23 protein-coding genes are annotated in these 23,290 nt (G+C 33.0%); 5 read left to right on the top strand and 18 right to left on the bottom strand.

Going from position 1 to position 23,290, the window contains the following annotated elements; genetic code table 11:
- Nucleotides 1–8: 8 nt before the first annotated feature.
- The 14 genes from CA2559_RS08130 to CA2559_RS08065 form a co-directional block, all read right to left on the bottom strand.
- Nucleotides 9–965 carry a DUF6175 family protein gene (locus CA2559_RS08130; protein WP_013187388.1) on the bottom strand — a complete coding sequence of 319 codons (957 nt, stop codon included), beginning with the start codon at nt 963–965 and terminating at the stop codon, nt 9–11.
- 5 nt (nt 966–970) lie between these two features.
- A complete protein-coding gene (locus tag CA2559_RS08125; protein WP_013187387.1) occupies nt 971–1,456 on the bottom strand; it encodes a hypothetical protein in 486 nt (161 codons plus the stop codon).
- A 17-nt stretch (nt 1,457–1,473) separates the two neighbouring features.
- Nucleotides 1,474–2,004 (bottom strand): hypothetical protein, encoded by a 531-nt coding sequence (locus CA2559_RS08120; RefSeq protein WP_013187386.1) that lies wholly within the window; start codon nt 2,002–2,004, stop codon nt 1,474–1,476.
- Nucleotides 2,005–2,021: 17 nt separating this feature from the next.
- Nucleotides 2,022–4,478: a hypothetical protein gene (locus CA2559_RS08115; RefSeq protein WP_041240965.1), complete on the bottom strand. Its 2,457-nt coding sequence runs from the start codon at nt 4,476–4,478 to the stop codon at nt 2,022–2,024.
- 136 nt (nt 4,479–4,614) lie between these two features.
- Nucleotides 4,615–7,587, bottom strand: a complete 2,973-nt coding sequence (locus CA2559_RS08110; protein ID WP_013187385.1) for a M16 family metallopeptidase — start codon at nt 7,585–7,587, stop codon at nt 4,615–4,617.
- A 128-nt stretch (nt 7,588–7,715) separates the two neighbouring features.
- Nucleotides 7,716–8,588 (bottom strand): succinate--CoA ligase subunit alpha, encoded by an 873-nt coding sequence (sucD, locus tag CA2559_RS08105; protein ID WP_013187384.1) that lies wholly within the window; start codon nt 8,586–8,588, stop codon nt 7,716–7,718.
- A gap of 56 nt (nt 8,589–8,644) precedes the next feature.
- Nucleotides 8,645–9,055, bottom strand: coding sequence for a nuclear transport factor 2 family protein (locus tag CA2559_RS08100; protein WP_013187383.1), 411 nt, complete (start codon nt 9,053–9,055; stop codon nt 8,645–8,647).
- 2 nt (nt 9,056–9,057) lie between these two features.
- Nucleotides 9,058–9,990, bottom strand: a complete 933-nt coding sequence (locus CA2559_RS08095) for a UDP-3-O-(3-hydroxymyristoyl)glucosamine N-acyltransferase (protein WP_013187382.1) — start codon at nt 9,988–9,990, stop codon at nt 9,058–9,060.
- A 6-nt stretch (nt 9,991–9,996) separates the two neighbouring features.
- The gene (locus CA2559_RS08090; RefSeq protein ID WP_013187381.1) at nt 9,997–10,764 is read right to left on the bottom strand and encodes a class I SAM-dependent methyltransferase; all 768 of its coding nucleotides are present in this window, start codon (nt 10,762–10,764) and stop codon (nt 9,997–9,999) included.
- Nucleotides 10,765–10,769: 5 nt separating this feature from the next.
- A complete protein-coding gene (gene efp, locus CA2559_RS08085; RefSeq protein WP_013187380.1) occupies nt 10,770–11,336 on the bottom strand; it encodes an elongation factor P in 567 nt (188 codons plus the stop codon).
- A gap of 20 nt (nt 11,337–11,356) precedes the next feature.
- On the bottom strand, nt 11,357–12,139 hold the full coding sequence (lpxA, locus tag CA2559_RS08080) for an acyl-ACP--UDP-N-acetylglucosamine O-acyltransferase (RefSeq protein WP_013187379.1): 783 nt from the start codon (nt 12,137–12,139) through the stop codon (nt 11,357–11,359).
- Nucleotides 12,139–13,542, bottom strand: coding sequence for a bifunctional UDP-3-O-[3-hydroxymyristoyl] N-acetylglucosamine deacetylase/3-hydroxyacyl-ACP dehydratase (locus CA2559_RS08075; protein ID WP_013187378.1), 1,404 nt, complete (start codon nt 13,540–13,542; stop codon nt 12,139–12,141). Before CA2559_RS08075 ends, lpxA begins: the two co-directional genes overlap by 1 nt.
- Nucleotides 13,535–14,563, bottom strand: a complete 1,029-nt coding sequence (gene lpxD, locus CA2559_RS08070) for a UDP-3-O-(3-hydroxymyristoyl)glucosamine N-acyltransferase (protein WP_013187377.1) — start codon at nt 14,561–14,563, stop codon at nt 13,535–13,537. Before lpxD ends, CA2559_RS08075 begins: the two co-directional genes overlap by 8 nt.
- Before the next feature lie 203 nt (nt 14,564–14,766).
- The gene (locus CA2559_RS08065) at nt 14,767–15,987 is read right to left on the bottom strand and encodes an HD domain-containing protein (RefSeq protein WP_013187376.1); all 1,221 of its coding nucleotides are present in this window, start codon (nt 15,985–15,987) and stop codon (nt 14,767–14,769) included.
- Between the two features lie 42 nt (nt 15,988–16,029).
- Here CA2559_RS08065 and porX point away from each other — a divergent pair, with 42 nt between their 5' ends.
- The 4 genes from porX to CA2559_RS08045 all read left to right on the top strand — a co-directional run bounded on the left by porX (nt 16,030) and on the right by CA2559_RS08045 (nt 18,840).
- Nucleotides 16,030–17,580 (top strand): T9SS response regulator signal transducer PorX, encoded by a 1,551-nt coding sequence (gene porX, locus CA2559_RS08060; RefSeq protein WP_013187375.1) that lies wholly within the window; start codon nt 16,030–16,032, stop codon nt 17,578–17,580.
- Between the two features lie 138 nt (nt 17,581–17,718).
- Nucleotides 17,719–18,333, top strand: coding sequence for a MarC family protein (locus CA2559_RS08055; protein WP_013187374.1), 615 nt, complete (start codon nt 17,719–17,721; stop codon nt 18,331–18,333).
- Nucleotides 18,334–18,338: 5 nt separating this feature from the next.
- Nucleotides 18,339–18,560: a hypothetical protein gene (locus CA2559_RS08050; protein WP_013187373.1), complete on the top strand. Its 222-nt coding sequence runs from the start codon at nt 18,339–18,341 to the stop codon at nt 18,558–18,560.
- The gene (locus CA2559_RS08045) at nt 18,553–18,840 is read left to right on the top strand and encodes a hypothetical protein (protein ID WP_013187372.1); all 288 of its coding nucleotides are present in this window, start codon (nt 18,553–18,555) and stop codon (nt 18,838–18,840) included. Before CA2559_RS08050 ends, CA2559_RS08045 begins: the two co-directional genes overlap by 8 nt.
- Here the strand turns inward: CA2559_RS08045 and CA2559_RS08040 are convergent.
- A complete protein-coding gene (locus CA2559_RS08040) occupies nt 18,837–19,109 on the bottom strand; it encodes a DUF4834 family protein (RefSeq protein WP_013187371.1) in 273 nt (90 codons plus the stop codon). The genes CA2559_RS08045 and CA2559_RS08040 overlap by 4 nt on opposite strands.
- A gap of 95 nt (nt 19,110–19,204) precedes the next feature.
- Between CA2559_RS08040 and CA2559_RS08035 the strand changes: the two genes are divergently transcribed.
- Complete coding sequence (locus CA2559_RS08035; protein ID WP_013187370.1) at nt 19,205–20,176, top strand: transporter; 972 nt, start codon at nt 19,205–19,207, stop codon at nt 20,174–20,176.
- A 58-nt stretch (nt 20,177–20,234) separates the two neighbouring features.
- Here the strand turns inward: CA2559_RS08035 and CA2559_RS08030 are convergent, their stop codons facing one another.
- The 3 genes from CA2559_RS08030 to CA2559_RS08020 form a co-directional block, all read right to left on the bottom strand.
- Nucleotides 20,235–21,488 (bottom strand): aminotransferase class I/II-fold pyridoxal phosphate-dependent enzyme, encoded by a 1,254-nt coding sequence (locus CA2559_RS08030; RefSeq protein ID WP_013187369.1) that lies wholly within the window; start codon nt 21,486–21,488, stop codon nt 20,235–20,237.
- A 140-nt stretch (nt 21,489–21,628) separates the two neighbouring features.
- Nucleotides 21,629–22,429, bottom strand: coding sequence for a DUF7467 domain-containing protein (locus CA2559_RS08025; RefSeq protein ID WP_041240964.1), 801 nt, complete (start codon nt 22,427–22,429; stop codon nt 21,629–21,631).
- Between the two features lie 96 nt (nt 22,430–22,525).
- Nucleotides 22,526–23,014: a DUF7467 domain-containing protein gene (locus CA2559_RS08020; RefSeq protein WP_148232794.1), complete on the bottom strand. Its 489-nt coding sequence runs from the start codon at nt 23,012–23,014 to the stop codon at nt 22,526–22,528.
- Nucleotides 23,015–23,290 lie beyond the last annotated feature (276 nt).

Raw genomic sequence — 23,290 nt, 5'->3', positions numbered from 1 at the left:
ATGTATTATTATTTACTTCCCAAAAAGATAGTGGCTTCGCCTAATCCTCTTGTTGTTAATTTGTTTACAATATTATAAGGCGAATTTTTGAGCATATCACTTAGCCCTTTTGCAAATCGTCTTGTATCCATTGCGCGTTCTCTACCATTTCTAGTAAAATACAATGGAATTCTAACTTGGTCAAAAATCATCATATTCTCTGTAGCATCTGTTGTAGAGAATCTTCCCTTTACTGTATTATCTGCTATCCAATCTTCAATAATAAAACTTAACTCTTCATCTTCTGGACCAAAAGAGCTTTCAAGATCTTCATCCCAATCATCCCAACGTTTAATTCTAATTTTAATCTCGCGACCATTTTCAAATAAATCATCAAAATGATTTTGTAGAGAGTTAGTAAAATTATCCATGTGTGATAGTACAGATTCTTCCAAAAGTACAGGCAATTCTGCAGAGAATGATGGCGCTCCTGTTCCTGCTGCTGTTGCTATCTGTTTATTTGAATAAGCATCTAAGCCTTGTAAGTTAAAGGTTACAGAACGTTTTGGCCCTGTTTTGTTTAACGTCCAGGTTAGTTGCATAATAATATCTGCTTTTGCTACAGCTTTAAATCTATCAATAGGACTTTCTTCTACTTCGCCTCCAGATTTGGAAGACCTTAAGGCATCTTCTGCAGAATAACTATTTAGGGACTTAATTACAGACTCCATATTTTGAAGTGGAAAGCCACGATCTGCCATAAGACCATTAATTTTACTTATAACAAGTAAAAGGTCTGGATCATTTTGAAAAGCGGCTTTGTAATCTGGAATAGTCTCTACAGTACCTTGATTTTCAAAATTCATACTGTACCCATTTTGTATACACCAAGCATCACTTGGTACTACCATAAGAGTAGGTTTTTTTGCTTGCCCAATTGCTAGGGTACTTACAGCTAATAATAAAAGTGTTATAATTTTTCTCATAGTACTTAGTCTATTATGTTATCTCTAACAAGGTGGCTTTTAAGCATCGAAACATCTACTGTTAAGGTTAATGCATAGGCTACATTCTTATTAGTTCTTGGGTTAGGATTAAAAGTTCTATCTAATAATGGCTCTCTATGCATAGCCACAAATTTCTTGTAGGTACTTGTAAAGAAGCGATTAAAATACACCTCATTATTTTCTAATGTATTTGGCTTAACAATTAAGGGTCTGCTTCCGCATTCTTCCTTACCATTTCTTATGCCTTTAAACATGATATCTTTTAAGGCATTTTTTTCAGCATTGGCTTCAGCTTCATTTCTATCTCTTCCAGTTCCCCAACTTTTTACTATGATATTACCATTGTTTTCATTGCCTAAACACTCTACAGAATAATTGTAATATCCTGAACTCTTCTCTGGCGTTCTACAACCAGTTAACACCACGAAGATTGTTAAGGCTGCTATTATAAAGGTGAATTTTAGTTTCATGTTTTTATAGTTTTAAATTAAAATCCAGAAGAAAGTCCTCTTACAATTCCTGCATCTTCTAGCTCCTTTCTTAAGAGTGCCTTATTAACTGAAACTATTACTCCCATTTTGTATTCTTTTCTGCTAATCTTCACCCTATCGCCAGGGCCTATTGCACCATCTGTAGCAAGGTTTACAAACTTCATATACTTTCCACCTTCAGCAAAAAAGTCATTAAAGTAGGCCTGTTTTTCCTGTTCTACGTTAGAGTTTCTTGCTAATGCTGGTTGTGACACACAACCACGTTCTCCTTGAGGAACACCTTTAAAAATAACGCCGTGAACAGCATTTTTCTTTGCTTGCTCCATTGCTACTTGTGGTTTCTTAGAATAAGACCATACTTTTATAAGAGATGTACCGTCTTTTCCTGTTCCTACACAGTCTATCTCATAACGCCAGTTTTTGGTATCTTCATCTGCTCGCTTTTCAAAGCGTTTTTGAGCATTAACTGTTACGCCTGTTATTAAAAACAGTACAGTTAAACAGCATAGTTTTACTTGTTTAATCATAATTATAATAATTAGGGTTATTTAATTTGTCTTATAAGCATTCCTGGATAAAATTTGTTTTTTGCACCTTTAAATACTGTGTAACCAGATTTATTTGCAGTTTGGTCTTCTTCTGCCAAATAGCTGTTGTCCCAAATTTGCTTGTGGTCTACTTTTATTATTCCTACACGCTTGTATTCTGTTACGCCATCATCATTTATGGTTTGTTCTAAAACTTCAAACTTGTCGCCTTTTTCTAAACCTTCTTTTACGCCGATTGCAGCTGTAATAGGTTCTCCACTTAACAATGGAGTTTTAACTCTAAATTGTTCGTATTCTCGTTGAAGTTTTGAGATAGATTTATCTGCTGCGCGAATTGTTGCAATACCTATTAAGTCTTCGTTTGTTTTAGAAGAAAATATAGAAGACTGTAAATTTCTACGCGCTACTTGAGTTCCTACAAACTCTAATTGAAACATGTCTGTATTATCAAATGCTTCTTTTTTAGACGGGTCGTAATTACTTTCATCTATCCACATCTCATTATAAAAACGTGATGCTATTTCTTCGTCCCATTTAAGTTTGTACAGATAAGCCGTTGTTTTTACAAAATAGCCTTTACCCATAGTTGTTTGCGCAATATTTGCAACATCTGCAACGCTTGATACAACATCTAAACCTGCATAGCTTGCAACAGTACTTATTGCACTTAACCAACCACCAGTCTTTTTAGCAGACTCTTCTTTATTAGAATACTTATAGTCGTAAACTACAATGAATGTGTTTTTTATAAGTTCTTCACCTGCATCTGCCAGTAAAGCACTACCACGCTTGCTTTCTTGAGCAACCATAACATCTAACTCACTTGCGTCATAAGATCCGCGCTCTGCAACAAGATCCATATTAAACGTACCATCTGCAGATCTGTTAAACCACTTTGCCACAAGTTCTTTTGCAATGTTATTTTGTGCCAAGAAATTATTAATGTTAAGTGTTTGATCTTCTCCTTCTGTTCCTGGAATTAGGTAAGGACCTACATTATGATCATTAAATTTTTCTGACAATTCAATATCTCCAAAAGAATTTCTGATACGACCATAATGCTCTCTATTTTTATCATTTATCATTAATGTGTATAAAGAGCTACGTCTATACTTTAAACCTGTTTCCTCTAAACTTCCTCTATTATCTTTTACTCTTGCATCTTCATCATAATTTTCCTTAGACACTGCATTTGACACAGATTTATTTACACTTGTAAACCCGTTTTCAAGCTTCATCTTCTGTATTTCTTTATACATAGCATCACGCTTGTTTAAAGAAACTTCTGAAGTTGTTGCAATAGAAGCAATATCTGTAGCAGCTTCTTCTGTACTAGGTCCAGATGAAGCATCTGCAGCATCTGGAGATTGCAGTACAAAGCCATTTTTTTCAGCTATTATACTTGCTATACCAGCAGCTTGATCTTCAATGTTTGCAGAGTCAGCATCACCAGACTCCTGCATTCTTTTAAATTTAATATACTTTTCTTCTCCAGATAAGGCTAACTTATCTATTTGCTGAAGGTCTGATTCATACTCATCATTAAAACTTGCATTGGTTAAAGAAAATCCTGTCTTTAACTGATCGTTGCTCATTTTTAAAATATCCCACTTAAGATTAGCATCTATACCTTCTGTCTTTTCTAGAGTATTAATTAATTCTGCTTGAGCTGCTTTATAAAAGTTTATAGTTTCTGTAGGTACTTCTTCTACCTTTACACTTGTGGTAGTAGCAGCAACCGAAGACGTTGGTGCAGTACTAGTAGTATTTGCGCTTAATCCTACTATAGAGGTTATTCCTGAAAAAATTGAGTTTTTAGATTTAGATTTACTTTTAGGAGCCTTGCCTTTTCTAGCCCTTATAGCATTAATCTTTTCTTCCTGACTATAAATAGAAGTGATTGGCGCTGAAGACACCTGCATAAGACTTGAGTCTTCATCTTCAATTAATTGTCCTGGATATCTTAATGCTGCTGATACATACATCTGATATTTTTTAGATGCTTTAGATCTGTCCTTTAAGTTTGGAGTTAAGTAATCTAAATCTTTACCTAAATCTTTATGAAAATCTTTATTAGATTTAGCATCACTCCTTGCATCAAACAAAATTTGATCCTCTCCTGGATCTGCATATATATAATACTCTTCACCAGCAACTGCATCTAACTGCAATGTATAGGCGTCTTTAGATACTACTGCCGTTAAATTATGAACGCCTGGCGCTACAAATAGTTTAATAATATTTCTTCCAGCTGGAGCACCCAAATACTCATAATCATGAAAAATATCTACTGTAGAACCGCCACCATTTTTAATAATGTATATAACAGCTTCGTTAGTGATATTAGACTCTAAACCAACCGCTCCATTTGTGTGACCTAAGGTGTTTGAATACCCATTAGGTATTAATAAAGCAGAAAAAATAAATGTGAGTAAAAGGAAATATTTAACCATAACGCATAATTTTAGTTAGAAGGCGTTACAAACTTATTGTTAAACAAAACCAAAAAAAATACCCAAAATTGGGTATTTTTTCAATATCATTAAATCGTAATTGTTACATTTTCAGAATATTACTCATTATTTTATTTTAGTTTTTTATAGGAGTTGGGACTTCATAATTAAAAAGATAATCTCTATCTAATTCTATAATTTCACCATACTTGGATAATGCTTCAAAATTGATTTCATTTTTATTGCCTATGACTAATATGTTATAGTTTTCACCTTTTATATTTTCTTCGAAGAAGTTACTTAGATCATCTAAGGTCATTTCCAAAACTGCATTATACATTTCCTGCCTGTTGTCTTTTGAAAGTCCTCTTTTTTTAATGCTTTCATAAGTCCAGAATATATCTGCTTTAGTAATTCTATTAGCTGCAATTTTTTTAAGCGTGGCTTCTTTTGCGGCTTGAAATTGATCTTTAGCTTCTGGCATATTAGACATTAAATCCATCATAGCCTCAACTGCTTCTGGCATTTTATTAGCTTGTGTGCCAATATATGCCATTACATAATTAGGTTCTCCTTTTTCTGACGCATTTTGATATGAAGAAAACGCTGAGTAAGCCAATGCTTTACTTTCACGAATATCCTGAAATACGATTGATGAAAGCCCACTACCAAAATAGGTGTTAAAAAGGTTTGTCGCTGCCATTTTCTTAGCATCAAATTCTTCGCCTTTTGCTATAAACACAATTTCAGTTTGAGTCATATCGTAATTTGTAAAGTAAACACGACCACCTGTATCTTTTTCATTATAATTTTTAGGATCTGGATACTCTTTTAAGGAATCAACAATTTGTAATTGATTAGATATTGCAGAATTAGCAGTTTCAACATCATTACCGTAATAGAAAATACGATGCTTAAAGTCTTGCAGATCTTTAACTTTTTGTACTAAATCTGAAGGTTTAATGTTTTGTAATTCTTTTATAGAATAAATATCTCTTAGCCTGGAGTCTTCTCCGTATTTACCAAAATTCATTAATCCGTTAAAAAGGATATTACGTTTTTCCATTTTTTTATCCTCTCTATTTTTTGCAATACTTTCAACATATTTATCATATGCTTCCTGATTTGGTATTGCGTTATCCCATAGGTGTTGGATAAGCTCTAATCCTTTTTCTAAGTTTTCTCCTAAACCACTTAAACTTATATAAGTTTTATCATTTTGGGTATAAACACTATAATCTACACCTATTTTATAAAATTCCTTTTTTAGTTCCTTAGGCGTATACTTATCTGTTCCTAAAAAATCAAGATAACCAGCAGCTAACGATAATTCTTTATCGTGATCACTACCCATATCAAATATTATATTTAAGGTAAACAACTCATTACTCTCATTTAATACGAATTGTAAATCTAGACCGTTCGCCGTTTTTTGTGTTTTTATTGCTTTGCTATAATCTACAAACTGTGGCTTTAACGTAGGAGAATCCATTGTATTAAAGTCTGTTAAGAACTGAGATTGCTTATTTCTATTTACTTGAATTGGTGTAATATTTGGATTCTCAACCTTTACAGTCGTGCTATCCTTACCTTGTTTTTTAAACGCAACTACATAATTGTTTTTGTAGTGTGCGTTTGCAAACTCTACTAATTCTTGTTTTGTAATTGATTTTAATTCATTTAAAAACTTAAGACGCTTTTCCCAATCTTGTTTACCTATAAATGCATCAAGGTATGCATATGCTGTTGCAGAGTTGTTTTCATATTGTTGTATTCTAGATTTTTTTAAATCGTTTACAACTGCATCAATTAACCATTCATCAAACTTGCCTTGCTTAACTTTTTCTAGTTCACCTAATAATAAAGACTTAACTTCATCTAAAGACTGTTCAGCTTTTGGTATACCATACAGGATATGCATACCATAGTCATTATCGAAATTTGTGAACGAAGATGCTCTTTGTACTTTTTGCTGTTGGTTTAAATCTAAATCTATTAATCCTGCAGCTGAATTTGCAAGTATATAATCTATTAATGTTACAATTTGTTCGTCTTTACTACCAACTCCTTTAGTCCTAAATGCTACATACACAGATTCGGTCGTTGGGCCATAAACAACTTTTTCAATAGGCTCACCTATTTCGGGTTGTTCTGGAAAAGTTGGGTGATTAACCTCTTTATATTTAAAAGTGCCAAATGCAGAATTTATTTTCTTAATAGTTTCCTCAAAATCTAAATCGCCAACCATTATTACTGCCATATTATTAGGTACATAATAGGTATCAAAATAATTATTAATAGCAACCATCGATGGGTTTTTAAGGTGCTCACTAGTACCTATTGTAGACTGCGTACCATAAGGATGATTAGGAAATAAACCTTCTAATACTGCTGCATAATGTTTACGCCCATCACTATCTTGACCTCTATTAAACTCTTCATAAACAGCCTCTAATTCTGTATGAAATAATCTTAAAACAAGTTGGCTAAACCTTTCGCTCTCTACCTTTAACCACTTGTCTATTTCGTTTGAAGGAATTTTACTAATATATACCGTTTCTTCTGTTGAAGTAAAAGCATTAGTATTTTCTGCACCTAAAGAGCTTATCATTTTATCATATTCATTTGCAATAGAATATTTTGAAGCTTCTTGAGACACACTATCTATATCTTTATAAATAGCTTGTTTAGTTATAGGATCTTTTTCATTTTTATGTTGCTCATAAAGTTCAGATATTTTTGAAATAAGTTGTTTCTCTTTCTGCCAGTTTTGAGTACCTATTTCATCTGTGCCTTTAAAAACCATATGCTCTAAATAATGAGCCAAGCCTGTATTATCTTCTGGATCATATGTTGAGCCAGCTCTTACAGCAATTAAAGTTTGAATTTTAGGCTCATCTTCATTTTTACCTAAATAAACTTTTAGGCCATTATCTAAGGTATAAAGCCTTAATCCTGTAGGATCATTTGTTACAGACTCATAGCTAAACCCGTTGGCATCTTCTTTGGTTTGGGTAACAATATCTGTTGTATTCTCAAGATTGTTTTGCTTACATCCTAGAACAGATGTGATAACAATTAAGGTAACAAGTAATTTAATTGCATTCATAGATTTGGGGATCTTGTATAAAATTAACTTGGGTGTTTTAATAGTCTTCTAAAAATAGAAAAATCCGTTGACATACCTGCCAACGGATTGGAAACGTTATGACTAACGTTTTATCTTATAAGTAAGCTTTAGCCTAATACTTCTGCTACTTTTTTACCAATTTCTGCTGGAGAATCTACAACGTGTATTCCAGATTCTTTAAGAATTTTTTTCTTTGCCTGTGCAGTATCTTCACTACCACCTACAATTGCACCTGCGTGGCCCATAGTACGTCCTGCAGGAGCAGTTTCACCAGCAATAAAACCAACGATAGGTTTTTTACTACCGCTTTCCTTATACCATTTAGCAGCGTCTGCCTCTAATTGACCACCTATTTCACCAATCATAACAATGCAGTCTGTTTCGTCATCATTAATTAGCATCTCAACAGCTTCTTTTGTAGTAGTTCCAATAATTGGATCTCCACCAATACCAATAGCTGTTGTAATACCTAGGTTTTGCTTTACAACTTGATCTGCAGCTTCATAAGTTAAAGTACCAGACTTAGATACAATACCTACATTACCTTTCTTAAATACAAATCCTGGCATAATACCAACTTTTGCTTCACCTGGTGTAATAACACCTGGACAGTTAGGTCCTATTAAACGTACATCCTTGTTTTCAATATAATTCTTTACAGTAATCATATCTTTTACAGGAATACCTTCTGTAATACAGATTATTACTTTAATTCCAGCTTCTGCAGCTTCCATTATAGCATCAGCAGCAAATGCTGGTGGTACAAATATGATAGATGTATCTGCCTTTGCTTCTTTTACAGCTTCATCAACTGTATTAAATACTGGCTTATCTAAATGTGTTTGGCCACCTTTTCCTGGTGTAACACCACCAACAACATTAGTACCATATTCAATCATTTGTCCGGCGTGAAATGTACCTTCACTACCTGTAAATCCTTGAACTATTATTTTTGAATCTTTATTTACTAGAACGCTCATTTATTGTTGTTTTGATTGTTTGGCAAAAGTACTTGTTTCGTTTCTAAGTATAAAAGTTATTCCACACTTTTTGGAAGAAACGACTTTAAATTTTCGTGAGTTTCATCTGCTGGTTGACTAATTTGATGTCCTTTATACAATTGACCATCTTTTACTTCGAAAATAGAAATAAAATGTGCTAATGGTGTTATATCGTCTGGATTCTCAATTGTCTTAACATGAAAACTATGCCTTAGTGTAACTGTACCATCTTCTTCCAACAAATGTGTAATATCACATCTTAAGAATTCAAAAGATTTAGACATCTCTAATAGCATTTGAGTAAAGGTTTCTTTATTTAACTTAAAGTAACCAGAACTGCTGTTCCAATATAACTCAAAATCTTCGTGTAGAGTCTTCTCTAGTATTGATGTATCCTTATAGAAATCTGATTCAAAAAAAGTTTTTACTACGTGTTTTGCATTCATAATTAAGATTTTATTTTATCTACAATGCTTGGCAACCTACTTAGTGTTACCATCTCTTTTACTTTAGTTCTAAAATCATCTGCAGGTGAACCTAAATAACGACCATTTTCCTTAAGTGATTTTCCTACACCTGCTTGTGCCAGTACAGTTGCTTTTTTTCCTATGGTTATACCGCTAATAACTCCTACTTGCCCCCAAAGTGTAACTTCATCTTCTATAACAACACAGCCTGCTATGCCAGTTTGAGATGCTATTAAACATTTCTTTCCTATTACAGTATCGTGGCCAACGTGTACTTGATTATCTATTTTAGTGCCTTCACCAATTGTGGTATCTCCAGTTACGCCTTTATCTATAGTACAAAGAGCTCCTAAATCTACATTATCTTGTAGCACCACACGACCACCAGATTTTAGTTTATCAAATCCTTCTGGTCTATTCTTATAATAAAAAGCATCTGCTCCCAATATAGATCCAGAATGTATTGTACAGTTGTTTCCTATAACTGTATGATCATAAAGAACAACATTGCTGTGAATTACACAATTATTCCCTATCCTTACGTAGTTACCAACAAATGCACCAGGTTGTATAATTGTACCTTCTCCAATTTGCGCTGTTTCTGATATTTGTGAGACAGACTTCTTAAATGGTTTAAAATACTCTGTTAGTGTATTAAAATCTCTGAAAGGATCTTCTGAAATTAATAACGCTTTTCCTTCTGGACATTCTACTTCTTTATTAATTAAAATAATTGTAGCCGCAGAATTTAATGCTTTGTCATAATATTTTGGATGATCTACAAAAACTATATCACCTTTGGTAACAACATGAATTTCATTCATTCCCTCAACAGGAAATTTTGCATCACCAACAAATTTTGCATTTATAATTGTAGCAATTTGCTTTAGTGTATGTGTTTGAGGAAACTTCATATAAACTTACTTCTTAGTACCATATATTATTACTCTCGCAAATAAAACGTGAAGAAAAGGAATTTTTGAAAAAAAAACATCTAAACGATACCCAATTTTGTTTATCCAGTTATCGTAGTTCTTGTCTCCGAATATTTTTAATGATATATATCCTGTAATTACTGAGAAAAAATCGAGAAATACGTGCTCGAATGTAAATTTCTCTTTAATAATCTTAAAGTCTTTATTTACTAACGCGTGCTCATCTGGTGTTCGCTCCTTTTTATTAAAGTACCTGTATAGCTTATAAAAAGGATTCATATTTAACGGTTCTGTAAACAGGATTATACCATTTGGTTTAAGAACACGATAAATTTCTGAAATAGATTTCTTTACATCTAAATGATGTAAAATAGCTCCTCCATAAACAACATCAAACATTTCATCTTTAAAGGTTAATGTATTAGCATCCATTAAATGAAATTTAATTTCAAATGGTATGTTTTTAGCATTATTAATTCCTTTTTCTAGTTCAACTTCAGATATATTAATACAATCTAAAGATTTAGGTGTGGCATTTCCTTTTATCCAAGAAACCCATGCATGCGAGCCTATTTCTAAAACATCCTTATCATTAAAGTGTTTTACTTTTTCTTGAAGGAATTTTGACTCTCTTTTATAAGAGTAATGAAAAGCGTGACGACGTAACTTTTTAATTTTACGTCGATCTAATTTATTTTCATTCCAATACTCTGCTTCAGTTTTTGCAATATCATCTATAGAACGCGCTTTCATAAAGCTTAGTCTGTTACACGTTCTTTATAGTTACCTGTTTCTGTATCTATTTTAACTTTGTCTCCTTCGTTTATAAATAAAGGAACGTTTACTTCTGCACCTGTCTCAACAGTTGCTGGTTTAGTAGCATTAGTTGCTGTATTTCCTTTTACACCAGGTTCTGTATGTGCAATCTCTAACACAACATATGCAGGCATCTCAACAGATAACGGCATATTATCTTCTGTATTTATTTGAATAGATACAACCTCACCTTCTTTCATTAAACCTGGAGCATCCAATACAGATTCTACTAGTCTAATCTGAGTATAGTCTTCTTGGTTCATAAAATGATAGAATTCACCATCATTATATAAGAATTGAAATTTATGTGTTTCTACACGAATGTCTTCAATTTTATGACCAGCAGAAAAAGTGTTATCAAGAACTTTTCCAGTTGTAATGCTCTTTAATTTAGTTCTTACAAAAGCAGGCCCTTTTCCAGGCTTTACGTGTAAAAACTCTATAATTTTATAAATATCGTTATTGTAACGAATACATAATCCCTTACGAATATCTGAAGTTGATGCCATAATTAGTTATTGTGTTTAAATTAGTTTGAGAAGTAGCCTTTCATTACACCACGTTGAGAGCTTTTTACAAATTCTAAAATCTCATCTCTCTCCGAAGTAGCTTCCATTTCTGCTTCAATAATGGCTACAGCCTGTGAGTTGTTATAATTTTTTTGATAGAGAATTCTGTAAATATTTTGAATCTCTCTAATTTTTTCTGTTGAAAATCCACGTCTTCTTAAACCTATTGAGTTTATACCAACATAGGATAATGGTTCTCTTCCTGCTTTTACATATGGTGGAACATCTTTTCTAACCAATGATCCTCCTGTAACAAATGCGTGACTTCCTATTGTACAAAATTGCTGTACTGCAGACATACCCGCTAAAACAACGTAATCTCCAACATTTATATGTCCTGCAAGTGTACTGTTATTACTAAAAATACAGTTATCTCCGACAATACAGTCATGCGCAATGTGGCAATATGCCATTATCCAGCAATTTTTACCAATTTCTGTACGCATTTTATCTGTCGTACCTCTATTTATTGTTACGCACTCTCTAATGGTTGTACCATCTCCAATGATAGTTGTTGTATCTTCATCATCAAACTTCTTGTCTTGTGGAATTGCAGAAATTACTGCACCTGGAAAAATATTACAATTTTTACCAATGCGCGCACCTTCCATAATGGTGACATTAGATCCTATCCAAGTGCCTTCTCCAATTGTTACATTTCCATGTATGGTTGTAAAAGGCTCTATAACTACATTCTTAGCTATTTTAGCGCTTGGATGTACGTATGCTAGTGGTTGATTCATTACTTTACTTTTGAAATTTGTGCCATAAGTTCGGCTTCACAAGCTAATTTGCCGTTTGCATAGGCGTAACCTTGCATATGACAAATGCCTCGTCGTATAGGTGATATTAAATCACACTTAAAGACTAATGTATCTCCAGGTACGACCATTTGTTTAAACTTAACATTATCTATCTTCATGAAGTAGGTTAAGTAATTTTCTGGATCTGGAACGGTACTCAATATTAATATGCCTCCGGTTTGTGCCATTGCCTCAACAATTAGGACACCTGGCATTACAGGTGAACCAGGAAAGTGACCTCTAAAAAAGTCTTCATTCATGGTTACATTTTTTGATCCTAATACATGTGTATCAGATAACTCAAAAATCTTATCTATTAATAAAAATGGTTGTCTGTGCGGTAACATTTTCATGATTTGCACAACATCCATCAATGGTTTTTGATTTAAATCTACCTGAGGAACTGCATTACGTTTTTCTATCTTGATAATTTTAGATAGTTTTTTAGCAAATTGAGTATTTACAAAGTGTCCTGGTTTATTGGCAATAATTTTACCTTGTATTCTTGTACCTACCAACGCTAAATCTCCTATTACATCTAATAGTTTATGACGTGCTGCTTCATTAGGATAATGTAACGTTAGGTTATCTAATATACCATTAGGTTTAACAGAGATTGTTTCTTTATTAAATGCTTTCTTTAATTTTTCGACAGTATCTGAGCTTATCTCTTTATCTACATAAACAATTGCATTATTTAGATCACCACCTTTTATTAAGCCGTGTTCTAAAAGCATTTCTAATTCATGAAGGAAACTAAATGTACGTGCGTCTGATATTTCATCTTTAAATTCTGAAAGATTTTTTATTGAAGCATTTTGGGTTCCTAAAATCTTAGTACCAAAATCTACCATTGTGGTAATTTGGTAATCGTCTGAAGGCATTAAAAGTATCTCGCTACCAGTTTCTTCATCGATATAAGAGATGTTTTCTTTAACAACATAAACTTCTCTATTCTTTTCTTGTTCTTGTATTCCTGCTTTTTCTAAAGCTTCAACAAAGAATTTTGAAGACCCATCCATAATTGGAGGCTCAGATGCATTTAATTCAATTAAAACATTATCTATCTCTAAGCCTACACAAGCAGCAAGTACGTGTTCACTTGTCTGTATGCTAACGCCGTTTTTCTCAAGGTTAGTTCCTCGTTGAGTGTTTACCACGTAATTGGCATCTGCCTCTATAACAGGTTCTCCTTCAAGATCAACACGTTTAAAAGCGTATCCAAAATTTTCGGGTGCCGGCTTAAAAGTTAATGTTACTTCTTTACCAGTGTGAAGACCTACTCCTTTAAGAGTAACTTCTTTAGCTATGGTCTGTTGCTTTTGAGCAATGGTTTCAGTCATTACTTTCCAGTTTTTTTTCTAGGTTATGTATTGATTTTACCGTTTGTGGTAAGTTTTTAAAATGCACATAGGACTTATTATAATCTCCATAATTTAATGCTGGAGAGCCTTGCAATGTTTCTTCATCTTTCACATTTCTACCAATACCAGATTGTGCTTGTATACGCACCTTATCTCCGATGGTTAAATGACCTGCAATACCAACTTGTCCTCCAATAAGACAATGCTTACCAATTTTAGTTGATCCTGCAACACCTGTTTGTGCTGCAATTGCAGTATGCGCTCCTATCTCTACGTTATGAGCTATTTGTATTTGATTATCTAGCTTTACACCTTTTCTAATTATAGTAGATCCGAGTGTAGCTCTATCAATAGTTGTACCTGCACCTACATCTACAAAATCTTCAATAATAACATTACCAGTTTGAGGTACTTTTTGATATTCTCCTTTTTCATTTGGTGTAAATCCAAACCCATCTGCTCCAACTATAGCTCCACTATGAATAACACAATGATCACCAATAATAGACTCTGAATAAATCTTTGCACCTGCAAAGATCATAGTGTTATCTCCAATCTTTACATTATCTCCAATATATACATTAGGATAAACTTTTACATTATCTCCTAAAACAACATTCTCACCTATATAGGTAAATGCTCCCAAGTAAATATTTTCACCATACTTAGCAGTTTCTGAGATAAAGTGAGGTTGCTCAATTCCTGTCTTGTTTAACTTTACTTGATTATAATATTCAAGTAATTTTGAAAAACTTTTATAAGCATCTTCAACCTTTATTAATGTGGCAGAAACAGTCTGTTCTGGCTCAAAGGTTGAGTTTACTATGCAAATTGAAGCATTTGTAGAGTATATATATGAATTGTATTTAGGGTTTGCCAAAAACGTCAACGACCCTTTTGTCCCTTCTTCTATCTTGGCTAATTTTGAAACTTCGACGTCGGGATTACCAACAATATCACCTTCTAAAATGCCTGCGATTTGAGCAGCTGTAAATTTCATCGATGCAAAAATAGCAATTTTAGGGTTATTAACGATTGTTAACAAACTTATGCTTTACTTAAGTTATGAACGGATTGTTATTTTAAAGCTATTTGGCTAACAATACTTGCAAAAACTCTGTTTTAATTACCCTTTAATTACTTATACTTTAATTTTAAAATGGAGTGAAAATGATAAACATTATAATTTAGCTGTTATGGCCTTTACTTAGGATAACACCAAAAATATTTTTTCACCACTTTAGATAATGCCTTTAAATTTAGTTGATCACTAGCTTTTACAACATCTGTTATTTTTCCATTTTTATGAAGAATGTTTATAGGATTGGCTTTAATCTTATATGCCAAATTTTCTACACTACCACTAAACACAAAATAGCCAGCTTCGTGTGCAGAAATATCATAACGAGACATTAATAAGTTAATTTGCTTTTCAATTTTTTCTTTAGAAACTTCTCTTTTCTTTAGCTTAACTTTTAGCAGATCTCTATTAATAATCATTTTACAAAGCTCACTTAAGACAAAATCATCGTGGTGCATCCATTGTTTCATTGCAGAGATAACGTCATAATCATCTAATTCTGCAAAGGTGTTTAGGATATCGTCGTTAAATTTATCTTCTGTTATTCTGTTTTCAAGAAAATATAAAAGCGGTTTATTGCAATTTAAAATTTCGCCTTTGTCTGTTAGCTCCTTTGCTCGTTTTAGTACTCTTATCATTAACTGCTCGGCACCTAAACTTGTTTTATGTAAATATACCTGCCAATACATTAAGCGTCTTGCCACTAAAAATTTTTCAACAGAATAAATTCCCTTATGCTCGACCACTAGTTGATCATCTACAACATTAAGCATAGCAATAAGGCGTTCACTATTTATATTACCTTCAGAAACACCTGTATAAAAACTATCTCGCTTTAAATAGTCTAACCTATCCATGTCTAATTGACTTGAAATAAGCTGATGCATAAAGTGTCTGTCATAATGTCCCTTAAAAATTGAGATGGCCAACGTTAAACTTTGGTTAAAGTCGGCATTCATTTTTTCCATAAATAGCTCAGAAATTCGCTCGTGATTCACACCACTTACAATGCTATGTTCCATCGCATGAGAAAAAGGACCATGACCAATATCGTGTAGTAAAATAGCTATCTGTAAAGCTTCTGCCTCTGCATCAGAAATTGCTACACCCTTAAAGCGCAAGACCCTAACAGCTTTTTGCATGAGATGCATGCAACCAAGTGCATGATGAAAACGCGTATGATGCGCACCAGGATATACTAAAAATGAAACGCCCATTTGAGAAATGCGGCGTAATCTTTGAAAATATTTATGTTCTATAATATCAAAAAGACGCGCGTTAGGGATAGTAATAAATCCGTAAATTGGGTCGTTAAGTATTTTAAGTTTGTTACGTTGTGACAAGCTGGTCGTATTTAATAATACAAAACTAAACGAAAATATACTATGAACAATATAAATGTACTGTGGGTAGATGATGAAATTGATCTTCTTAAGCCACATATTCTTTTTTTAGAAAACAAAAACTACAGTGTTACTACATGCCAAAGTGGTACAGAAGCCCTTGAGGAGATTGATGGCAACCGTTTTGACATTGTATTCTTAGATGAGAATATGCCTGGACTAACAGGTCTTGAGACTTTATCTGGAATAAAAGAAAAACAAGCTAATTTACCGGTAATAATGATTACCAAGAGTGAAGAAGAGCATATCATGGAAGAAGCTATAGGCTCTAAAATAGCAGATTATTTAATTAAGCCTGTAAACCCAAACCAAATTTTATTAAGCTTAAAAAAGAATTTAGACCATTCTCGATTAGTTTCTGAAACCACGACTTCTCATTACCAACAAGAGTTTAGAAAAATAGCCATGGATATGTCTAGCATAAACTCCTATGAAGGTTGGGCAGAAATGTATCAAAAATTAATCTATTGGGAAATGGAGTTAGAGAACATTGAAGATACTGGAATGATAGGTATCCTAGAATCTCAAAAATCTGAAGCTAATACTCAATTTTGCAAATTTGTAGAAAAAAATTACCGCGACTGGTTTAATGGCGCAGATGATGCTCCAATAATGAGTCACACTTTATTAAGAGAACGTGTAATTCCTGAATTGGGCGAACAACCAACTCTTTTAGTAGTAATAGACAATTTACGCTATGACCAATGGCGCGCATTTGAACCTATATTAAACAACCATTATAAAAAGCAAAAAGAAGAACCATATTACTCCATATTACCAACAGCAACCCAATATGCTCGTAATGCAATTTTTTCAGGACTAATGCCAGCAGATATGGAAAAACTACATTCAGATCTTTGGTTAAACGATACAGATGATGGTGGTAAGAATATGCACGAGGCAGAATTTCTGAGAAGACAATTAAAAAGGCTTGGACAAAGTCATCTTAAAACAGATTATCATAAAATCACCAACGTAAAAGGTGGCAAAAAATTGGTGGAAAATTTTAAATCTCAGAAAGATAATGACTTAACAGTAGTTGTTTACAATTTTGTAGATATGTTGTCTCATAGTAAGACAGAAATGGAGGTTATAAAAGAATTAGCCTCTAATGATAAATCTTACAGAAGCTTAACAGAAAGCTGGTTTAAAAACTCACCATTATTAGAGATTATACAGCAAGCTCAACAAATGGGCTTTAAGCTGATAGTAACTACAGATCACGGAACCATTAATGTTAATAACCCTTCTAAAGTTATTGGAGATAAAAACACAAGCCTTAATTTAAGATATAAAACAGGCAAAAGTCTTACATACCAAGACAAAGATGTACTTGCTGCAAAAAATCCTAAGGAAATACATTTACCTAGTATTAATATGAGCAGTAGCTTTATTTTTGCAAAAGGCGATTTGTTTTTTGCATATCCAAACAACTTTAACCATTATGTAAGTTATTATAGAAATACCTATCAACATGGTGGTGTTTCATTAGAGGAAATGGTAATACCTTTTGCTGTCCTAGAGCCTAGGTAATCATTATATTAACTAATTTTAAAAAACACCTTAACCATAGATAAGTAATGTGATTAAGGTGTTTTTTCATAATCTAATAAGGATTAAGAACTGTATCATTTTATATACCTTTAAAGATCTAATTGAAAAGACTATACAATGTCTGAAATTATTACCACTGTACTATTTTTATTTGCTGTTATAGATCCGCTTGGATCAGTACCAGTTTACTTAGAGGCTACTAAGAAATTTGACAAAGCAAAAAAAACAAGAGTAGCTATTAGAGCAACACTTATAGCATTCTCTATCTTATTATTCTTTATAGTAATTGGGCAGCTTATTTTAGAAGGTATGGAAATATCTTTAGATGCATTTCAAATTTCAGGAGGTGTAATATTATTCCTTTTTGCATTAACAATGATTTTTGGAGACGGAAAACCATCCCAAGAAAAAAGTCATATAGATGATTATAAACACGTTGCTGTATTTCCGTTAGCTATACCTTCAATTGCTTCACCAGGTGCTATTATGGCTGTGGTTTTAATGACAAACAACAACCTCTATACTATTAAGGAACAAATCATTACAACTATTCTTGTTTTAGTTGTTATAGGCCTTACTTGCTTACTTCTACTTGCAGCCAATGTAGTACAAAAACGTATTGGAGAATATGGGATTACTGTAATAAGTAAAGTTATGGGACTTATACTAGCATCTTATGCTGTACAAAGTATACTAACTGGGTTACGAGATTTTTTCACCGTACTTAATTAATAACAATGAATACAAAGGAAAAATTTGATAGTTGGATAGACACACTTTCTAATGAAGATTTAAAGCATGTCACTCAAATTATTCAAGTTTCTAAAGACGATTTAAGCTCCGATTGGTGGCAACAGCTAAATGTCTTACAATTAAACCAGATAAAGAACGGCTTACAACAACTTGAGAATGGTGCGCTAATGAATTCAAAAACCTATTGGACATATTTAGATGACTAAACACTCTATATTCTGGACAGAGGTAGCTGCTAAAGACTCTCTACGTATTTTAAATATAGTTAGGCATGAAGAAACCTTTGAATCTTATTTAGAGCTAAAAAAAACTTTAAAACATGCAGAAGGTTTAATTTCCAGGTTCCCAAAGCTCTTTCCTAAGTCCTCTAGCTATGGCAAATTACACACCCTAAAACTAAGAGCAGATTTACGATTAATTTACTTGGCAGATATAGAGGCTACAGTAATTATATCTATAATTAAAGAAAGCAAAGAGGAACATTAATCCTTAACCTCTTCATACTCTACATACTCACCAACAGTTTTAGAAGACTTTCTTTTATTTTTTGGCACTTTATCTAAAACAACTTCACCCTCTTTTTCCTGAGACGCCTGTTGTTTATTCATTGAATTAAATTGGCTGAATTGCTCTTCAAACTTCTTCCCCATTTTCTTCATAGCATACTTCATTAACAATGGGCCAAGTAATCTAAAAAGAAACTTTAGGCCAAAGTAAACAAGAAGAATAATTAATATAACTTTTAAAAACTCCATAGTACAAATTTAATATACTCCAACGCCTTAATAAACGTTGTAATCTTAAATTAATGATAAATTCAATTATATTTGAATCAACCTAAATCAAAATCATGAGATCTACCCTACTAACTCTATTTATTTTTAGTGTTTGTATACCATATACCCACGCACAATTTACTGAAACTATTAATTCTAACAGACCAGGAAACTCTCAAGGTGCCTTTTCAGTAGGTACTAACATATTTCAAGCAGAACTAGGTGCTAAGATTGGAAAAGACGATCATAGCCTACTAAATTATGAAGCTGATATTTTTGGCGTAGATGCCTTCCTTAGATATGGAGTGGTGAGAGAGCAACTAGAACTTAGCATAGCTGCAGATTTTCTTTCTGAAACTAGACAATTTACAACTGGAGGACAACAAGAAGTTAAACGAAGTAATTTTGACAGGATTACTATTGGTGGAAAATATTTACTTTATGATCCCTATAAAAGCGGTCCAGAAAAGCCTAATATTTATAGTTGGAAAGCAAACAATAGTTTTAAATGGAAAAGTTTGATCCCAGCAGTATCAGTTTATGCTGGAGCTAATTTAAATTTAAGTGAAGACAATCCTTTTGCTGTACCAGATGAAGGTAAAATAACTCCAAGAATTGAGTTGATAACCCAAAACAACTGGGCTGGCGGTTGGGTCTTTGTCATGAACTTTGTAGCAGACAAAGTAACTACAGATTTTCCAACTTACGCAGGTATCTTTACGCTCACACATTCATTTTCACCTAAGACAGCAGGCTTCTTAGAATACCAAGCTTTTAAAAATGATTTATATAGTGATAATATTATTCGAGGTGGAGGCGCATATCTAATTACTAAAGACTTGCAAATAGATCTTTCTGGTTTATTTAGTTTTAAGGATACACCTTCGCGTTGGCAGATTGGCCTAGGAGCATCTTACCGAATAAATAGCAGAACCGACAAAGATGACATGCTTTTAGAAAATAGTTCTGGAAAAAATAAAGATAAAGATCGAGGCAAGAAGTCTAAGCAAAAGCGAAAAGACACAGATTTTAATGACGGAAAATAATTGTAGCGTAAAAAAAAAGCTTCTCATTTAGAGAAGCTTTTTTTTAAGTATCTATTAATTATTCTGAAGCCATAGCAGCGTCAGATAATCTTTTATATGTTCCGTTTTCTAATCGTTCTCTTATACTACTAAATGCATCTAATGTTTCATTTACATCTTGTAATGTATGTGAAGCAGTAGGAATTAATCTAAGTAAAATTAATCCTTTAGGTATTACAGGATAAACTACTATACTACAAAATACACCGTGATTTTCTCTAAGGTCTTTTACCAAAGCCATAGCTTCTGGAATACTACCTTTTAAATATACTGGCGTTACACAACTTTGTGTTGTACCAATATCAAACCCACGTTCTTTTAAGCCGCCCTGTAAAGCATTTACGTTTTCCCAAAGCTTTTCCTTAAGCTCTGGCATAGTACGTAACATATCTAAACGTTTTAAAGCTCCTACTACTAATTGCATCTGCAAAGATTTTGCAAACATTTGAGATCGTAGGTTATACTTTAGGTACTGTATAATCTCTGCATCTGCAGCGATAAAAGCTCCTGTGCTTGCCATAGATTTTGCAAACGTGGCAAAATACACGTCTATATCATCTTGCACTCCTTGTTCTTCACCTGCACCAGCACCTGTTTTACCTAGGGTACCAAAACCGTGAGCATCATCAACAAATAAACGGAAATTATACTTTTTCTTAAGTTCTACAATTTCCTTAAGTTTTCCTTGCTCTCCGCGCATTCCAAAAACACCTTCAGAAATTAGTAAAATTCCACCTCCAGTTTTTTCTGCAATACGTTCTGCACGTTTTAAGTTTTTTTCAATACTCTCTACGTCGTTATGTTTGTAAGTAAAGCGTTGTCCCATATGAAGGCGAACACCATCTATAATACACGCATGTGCATCTACATCATAAACAATAACATCATCTTTACCTACCAAAGCATCAATTGTAGATACCATACCTTGATATCCAAAATTTAAAAGGTAAGCTGCTTCCTTATTTACAAATTCTGCAAGCTCGTTTTGTAATTGCTCGTGTAAATCTGTGTGACCACTCATCATCCTTGCTCCCATAGGGTAAGCAGAACCATATGCTGCTGCAGCTTCTGCATCTGCTTTTCTTACTTCTGGTCTGTTAGCCAACCCTAAATAATCATTTACGCTCCAGGTAATTACTTCTTTACCTTGAAATTTCATTCTGTTAGAGATAGGACCTTCTAACTTTGGAAATATAAAATAACCTTCTGCTTGACTTGCCCATTTACCTAACGGACCTTTATCATCATAGATTTTTTGAAATAAATCTTTCATTCAATAGTTTTTAAACGAAGCGCAAAAGTACTGAATTTTAGATGTAAACCAATACACTTTGCAAATTCTTAAGTAGAGTATAAAATAAAACACCTGCAACTGCAGGTGTTTCTTAATTTGTTTATTATGAAAACTTAGGCTTAATCTATAATTATTCCCTCATTTTCATTATTTTCAGTATCGTCTGGCATATCTGCAACAGGGCAAAGTTCGCCACCATCTTTACTCTCTCCATTAACTACCATAAACAAACCGCTAACTAATCCTGGACCAATAGGATTGTCACAATTTGTATTAATTGTAGTGTTTAACAATCCGTTTATAGAGATTGAAATTTGATCACTTAATGTACCTTCACTATCTTCTCCTACAATAGTAAACCTAGAACCAGGAAATACAAATGAATTATAAGCTACCTCACCTTGCCCTTGAGTAACTTTTACAATTCCTGCCACTAAACCTTCATACTTTAACGTTAAAGATGTTGCCTTCTCATTACAAGATGTACAACCTTCTTCTACTACTTCCTCTTCTTCTGGAGAGCATAACAAACCGTTATTAGTACTTTCTCCACCAACAACTTGGTAATTACCATAAGTTGTACCTACCTCAACTGGCATTGTACAGTCTGTCTTTAAAGCACCTATATAACAACCATTTTGATAGAACTTTAATGTTCTATGAAGTATAGAGTTGCTGCCGATAGGATTTAGTGTAATTGTTTCATTTGGGTATACATAACCACAAAAATAAGTGCCACTATTGTAACTTCCTTTAATTACTAAATATTTCGCACTATTTCCCGTGTACTTAAATGAGATGTTTTTTAAGCGACCATCACACTCACCACAGTCTTCATTATTGGTTGAATATGTGCTATTAATAACTAATTCTTCAGTGTTATACTCATCAATATTATCTGAGGTACAACTGTTTAACATGAATAATGCTAAAACAAAAACGACGTAATTGTAATTTTTAAACATGAATGTTTATTTATAGATTGATTAATTGTAGATTAATTGTAGTTTTAAAAACTAGTCGATAATTATTGGATCTTCGTCTTCCTCTTCTTCCTCAGGCATAACATCAACCGGGCACAAAATGCCACCATTTCTGCTTTCTCCAGAGACTACAACGAAATCGCCACTTACTAATCCAGGACCAATTGGAATTGAGCAACTAGTGTGTATCATTGTGTTTAGAGTATTATTTTTATAGAAAAATAACTTAGGACTTAAAGTATTTTTCTTAGCAACTCCATAAACCGTAAATTCACCGTTTGGGAATACTAAGCTGTTTTTTACAACCTCTCCTTTTTGCTGAACCACTTTTACGACAACAGCCATATCTCCTGTATATTTAAGAGTTAGGATAGAGACTTTGCCATCGCAAGAATTACAATCTGAGTTATTTAAAATAGATTGGTTGTACCTGAAGTTTTCAGATGAAGCATCGATAGCTAAATTTTCATTATTATCAATACTAGAGTCAATTTCATTATCTACCGAGCAACTATTTAACATAAATAATGTTAAAACAAGCAGTAGATAGCTTGATTTTTTAAACATAAAAGTCTATTTATAAGATGATTAATTGTTAACGCAAAGTTAATCTTATATAAATAACTATTAAAGCATTTCATAACACATCGATGAAATACACAATTTAACGACATAATACTTTTTAACCTGTTAAGAGTATTATGATTTAGATATTTTATTATTATTAATTATATTTAAATGATAATTTAATATGTTTTTTCCTACAACTATGAGTTTAAGTTAAAATTTATACCCAAA

Origin of the sequence: Croceibacter atlanticus HTCC2559 (assembly GCF_000196315.1) — a bacterium.
Classification (GTDB): domain Bacteria; phylum Bacteroidota; class Bacteroidia; order Flavobacteriales; family Flavobacteriaceae; genus Croceibacter; species Croceibacter atlanticus.
Note: the sequence above shows the minus strand (reverse complement) of the source record. Positions and strands in the feature narration are given on the sequence as shown.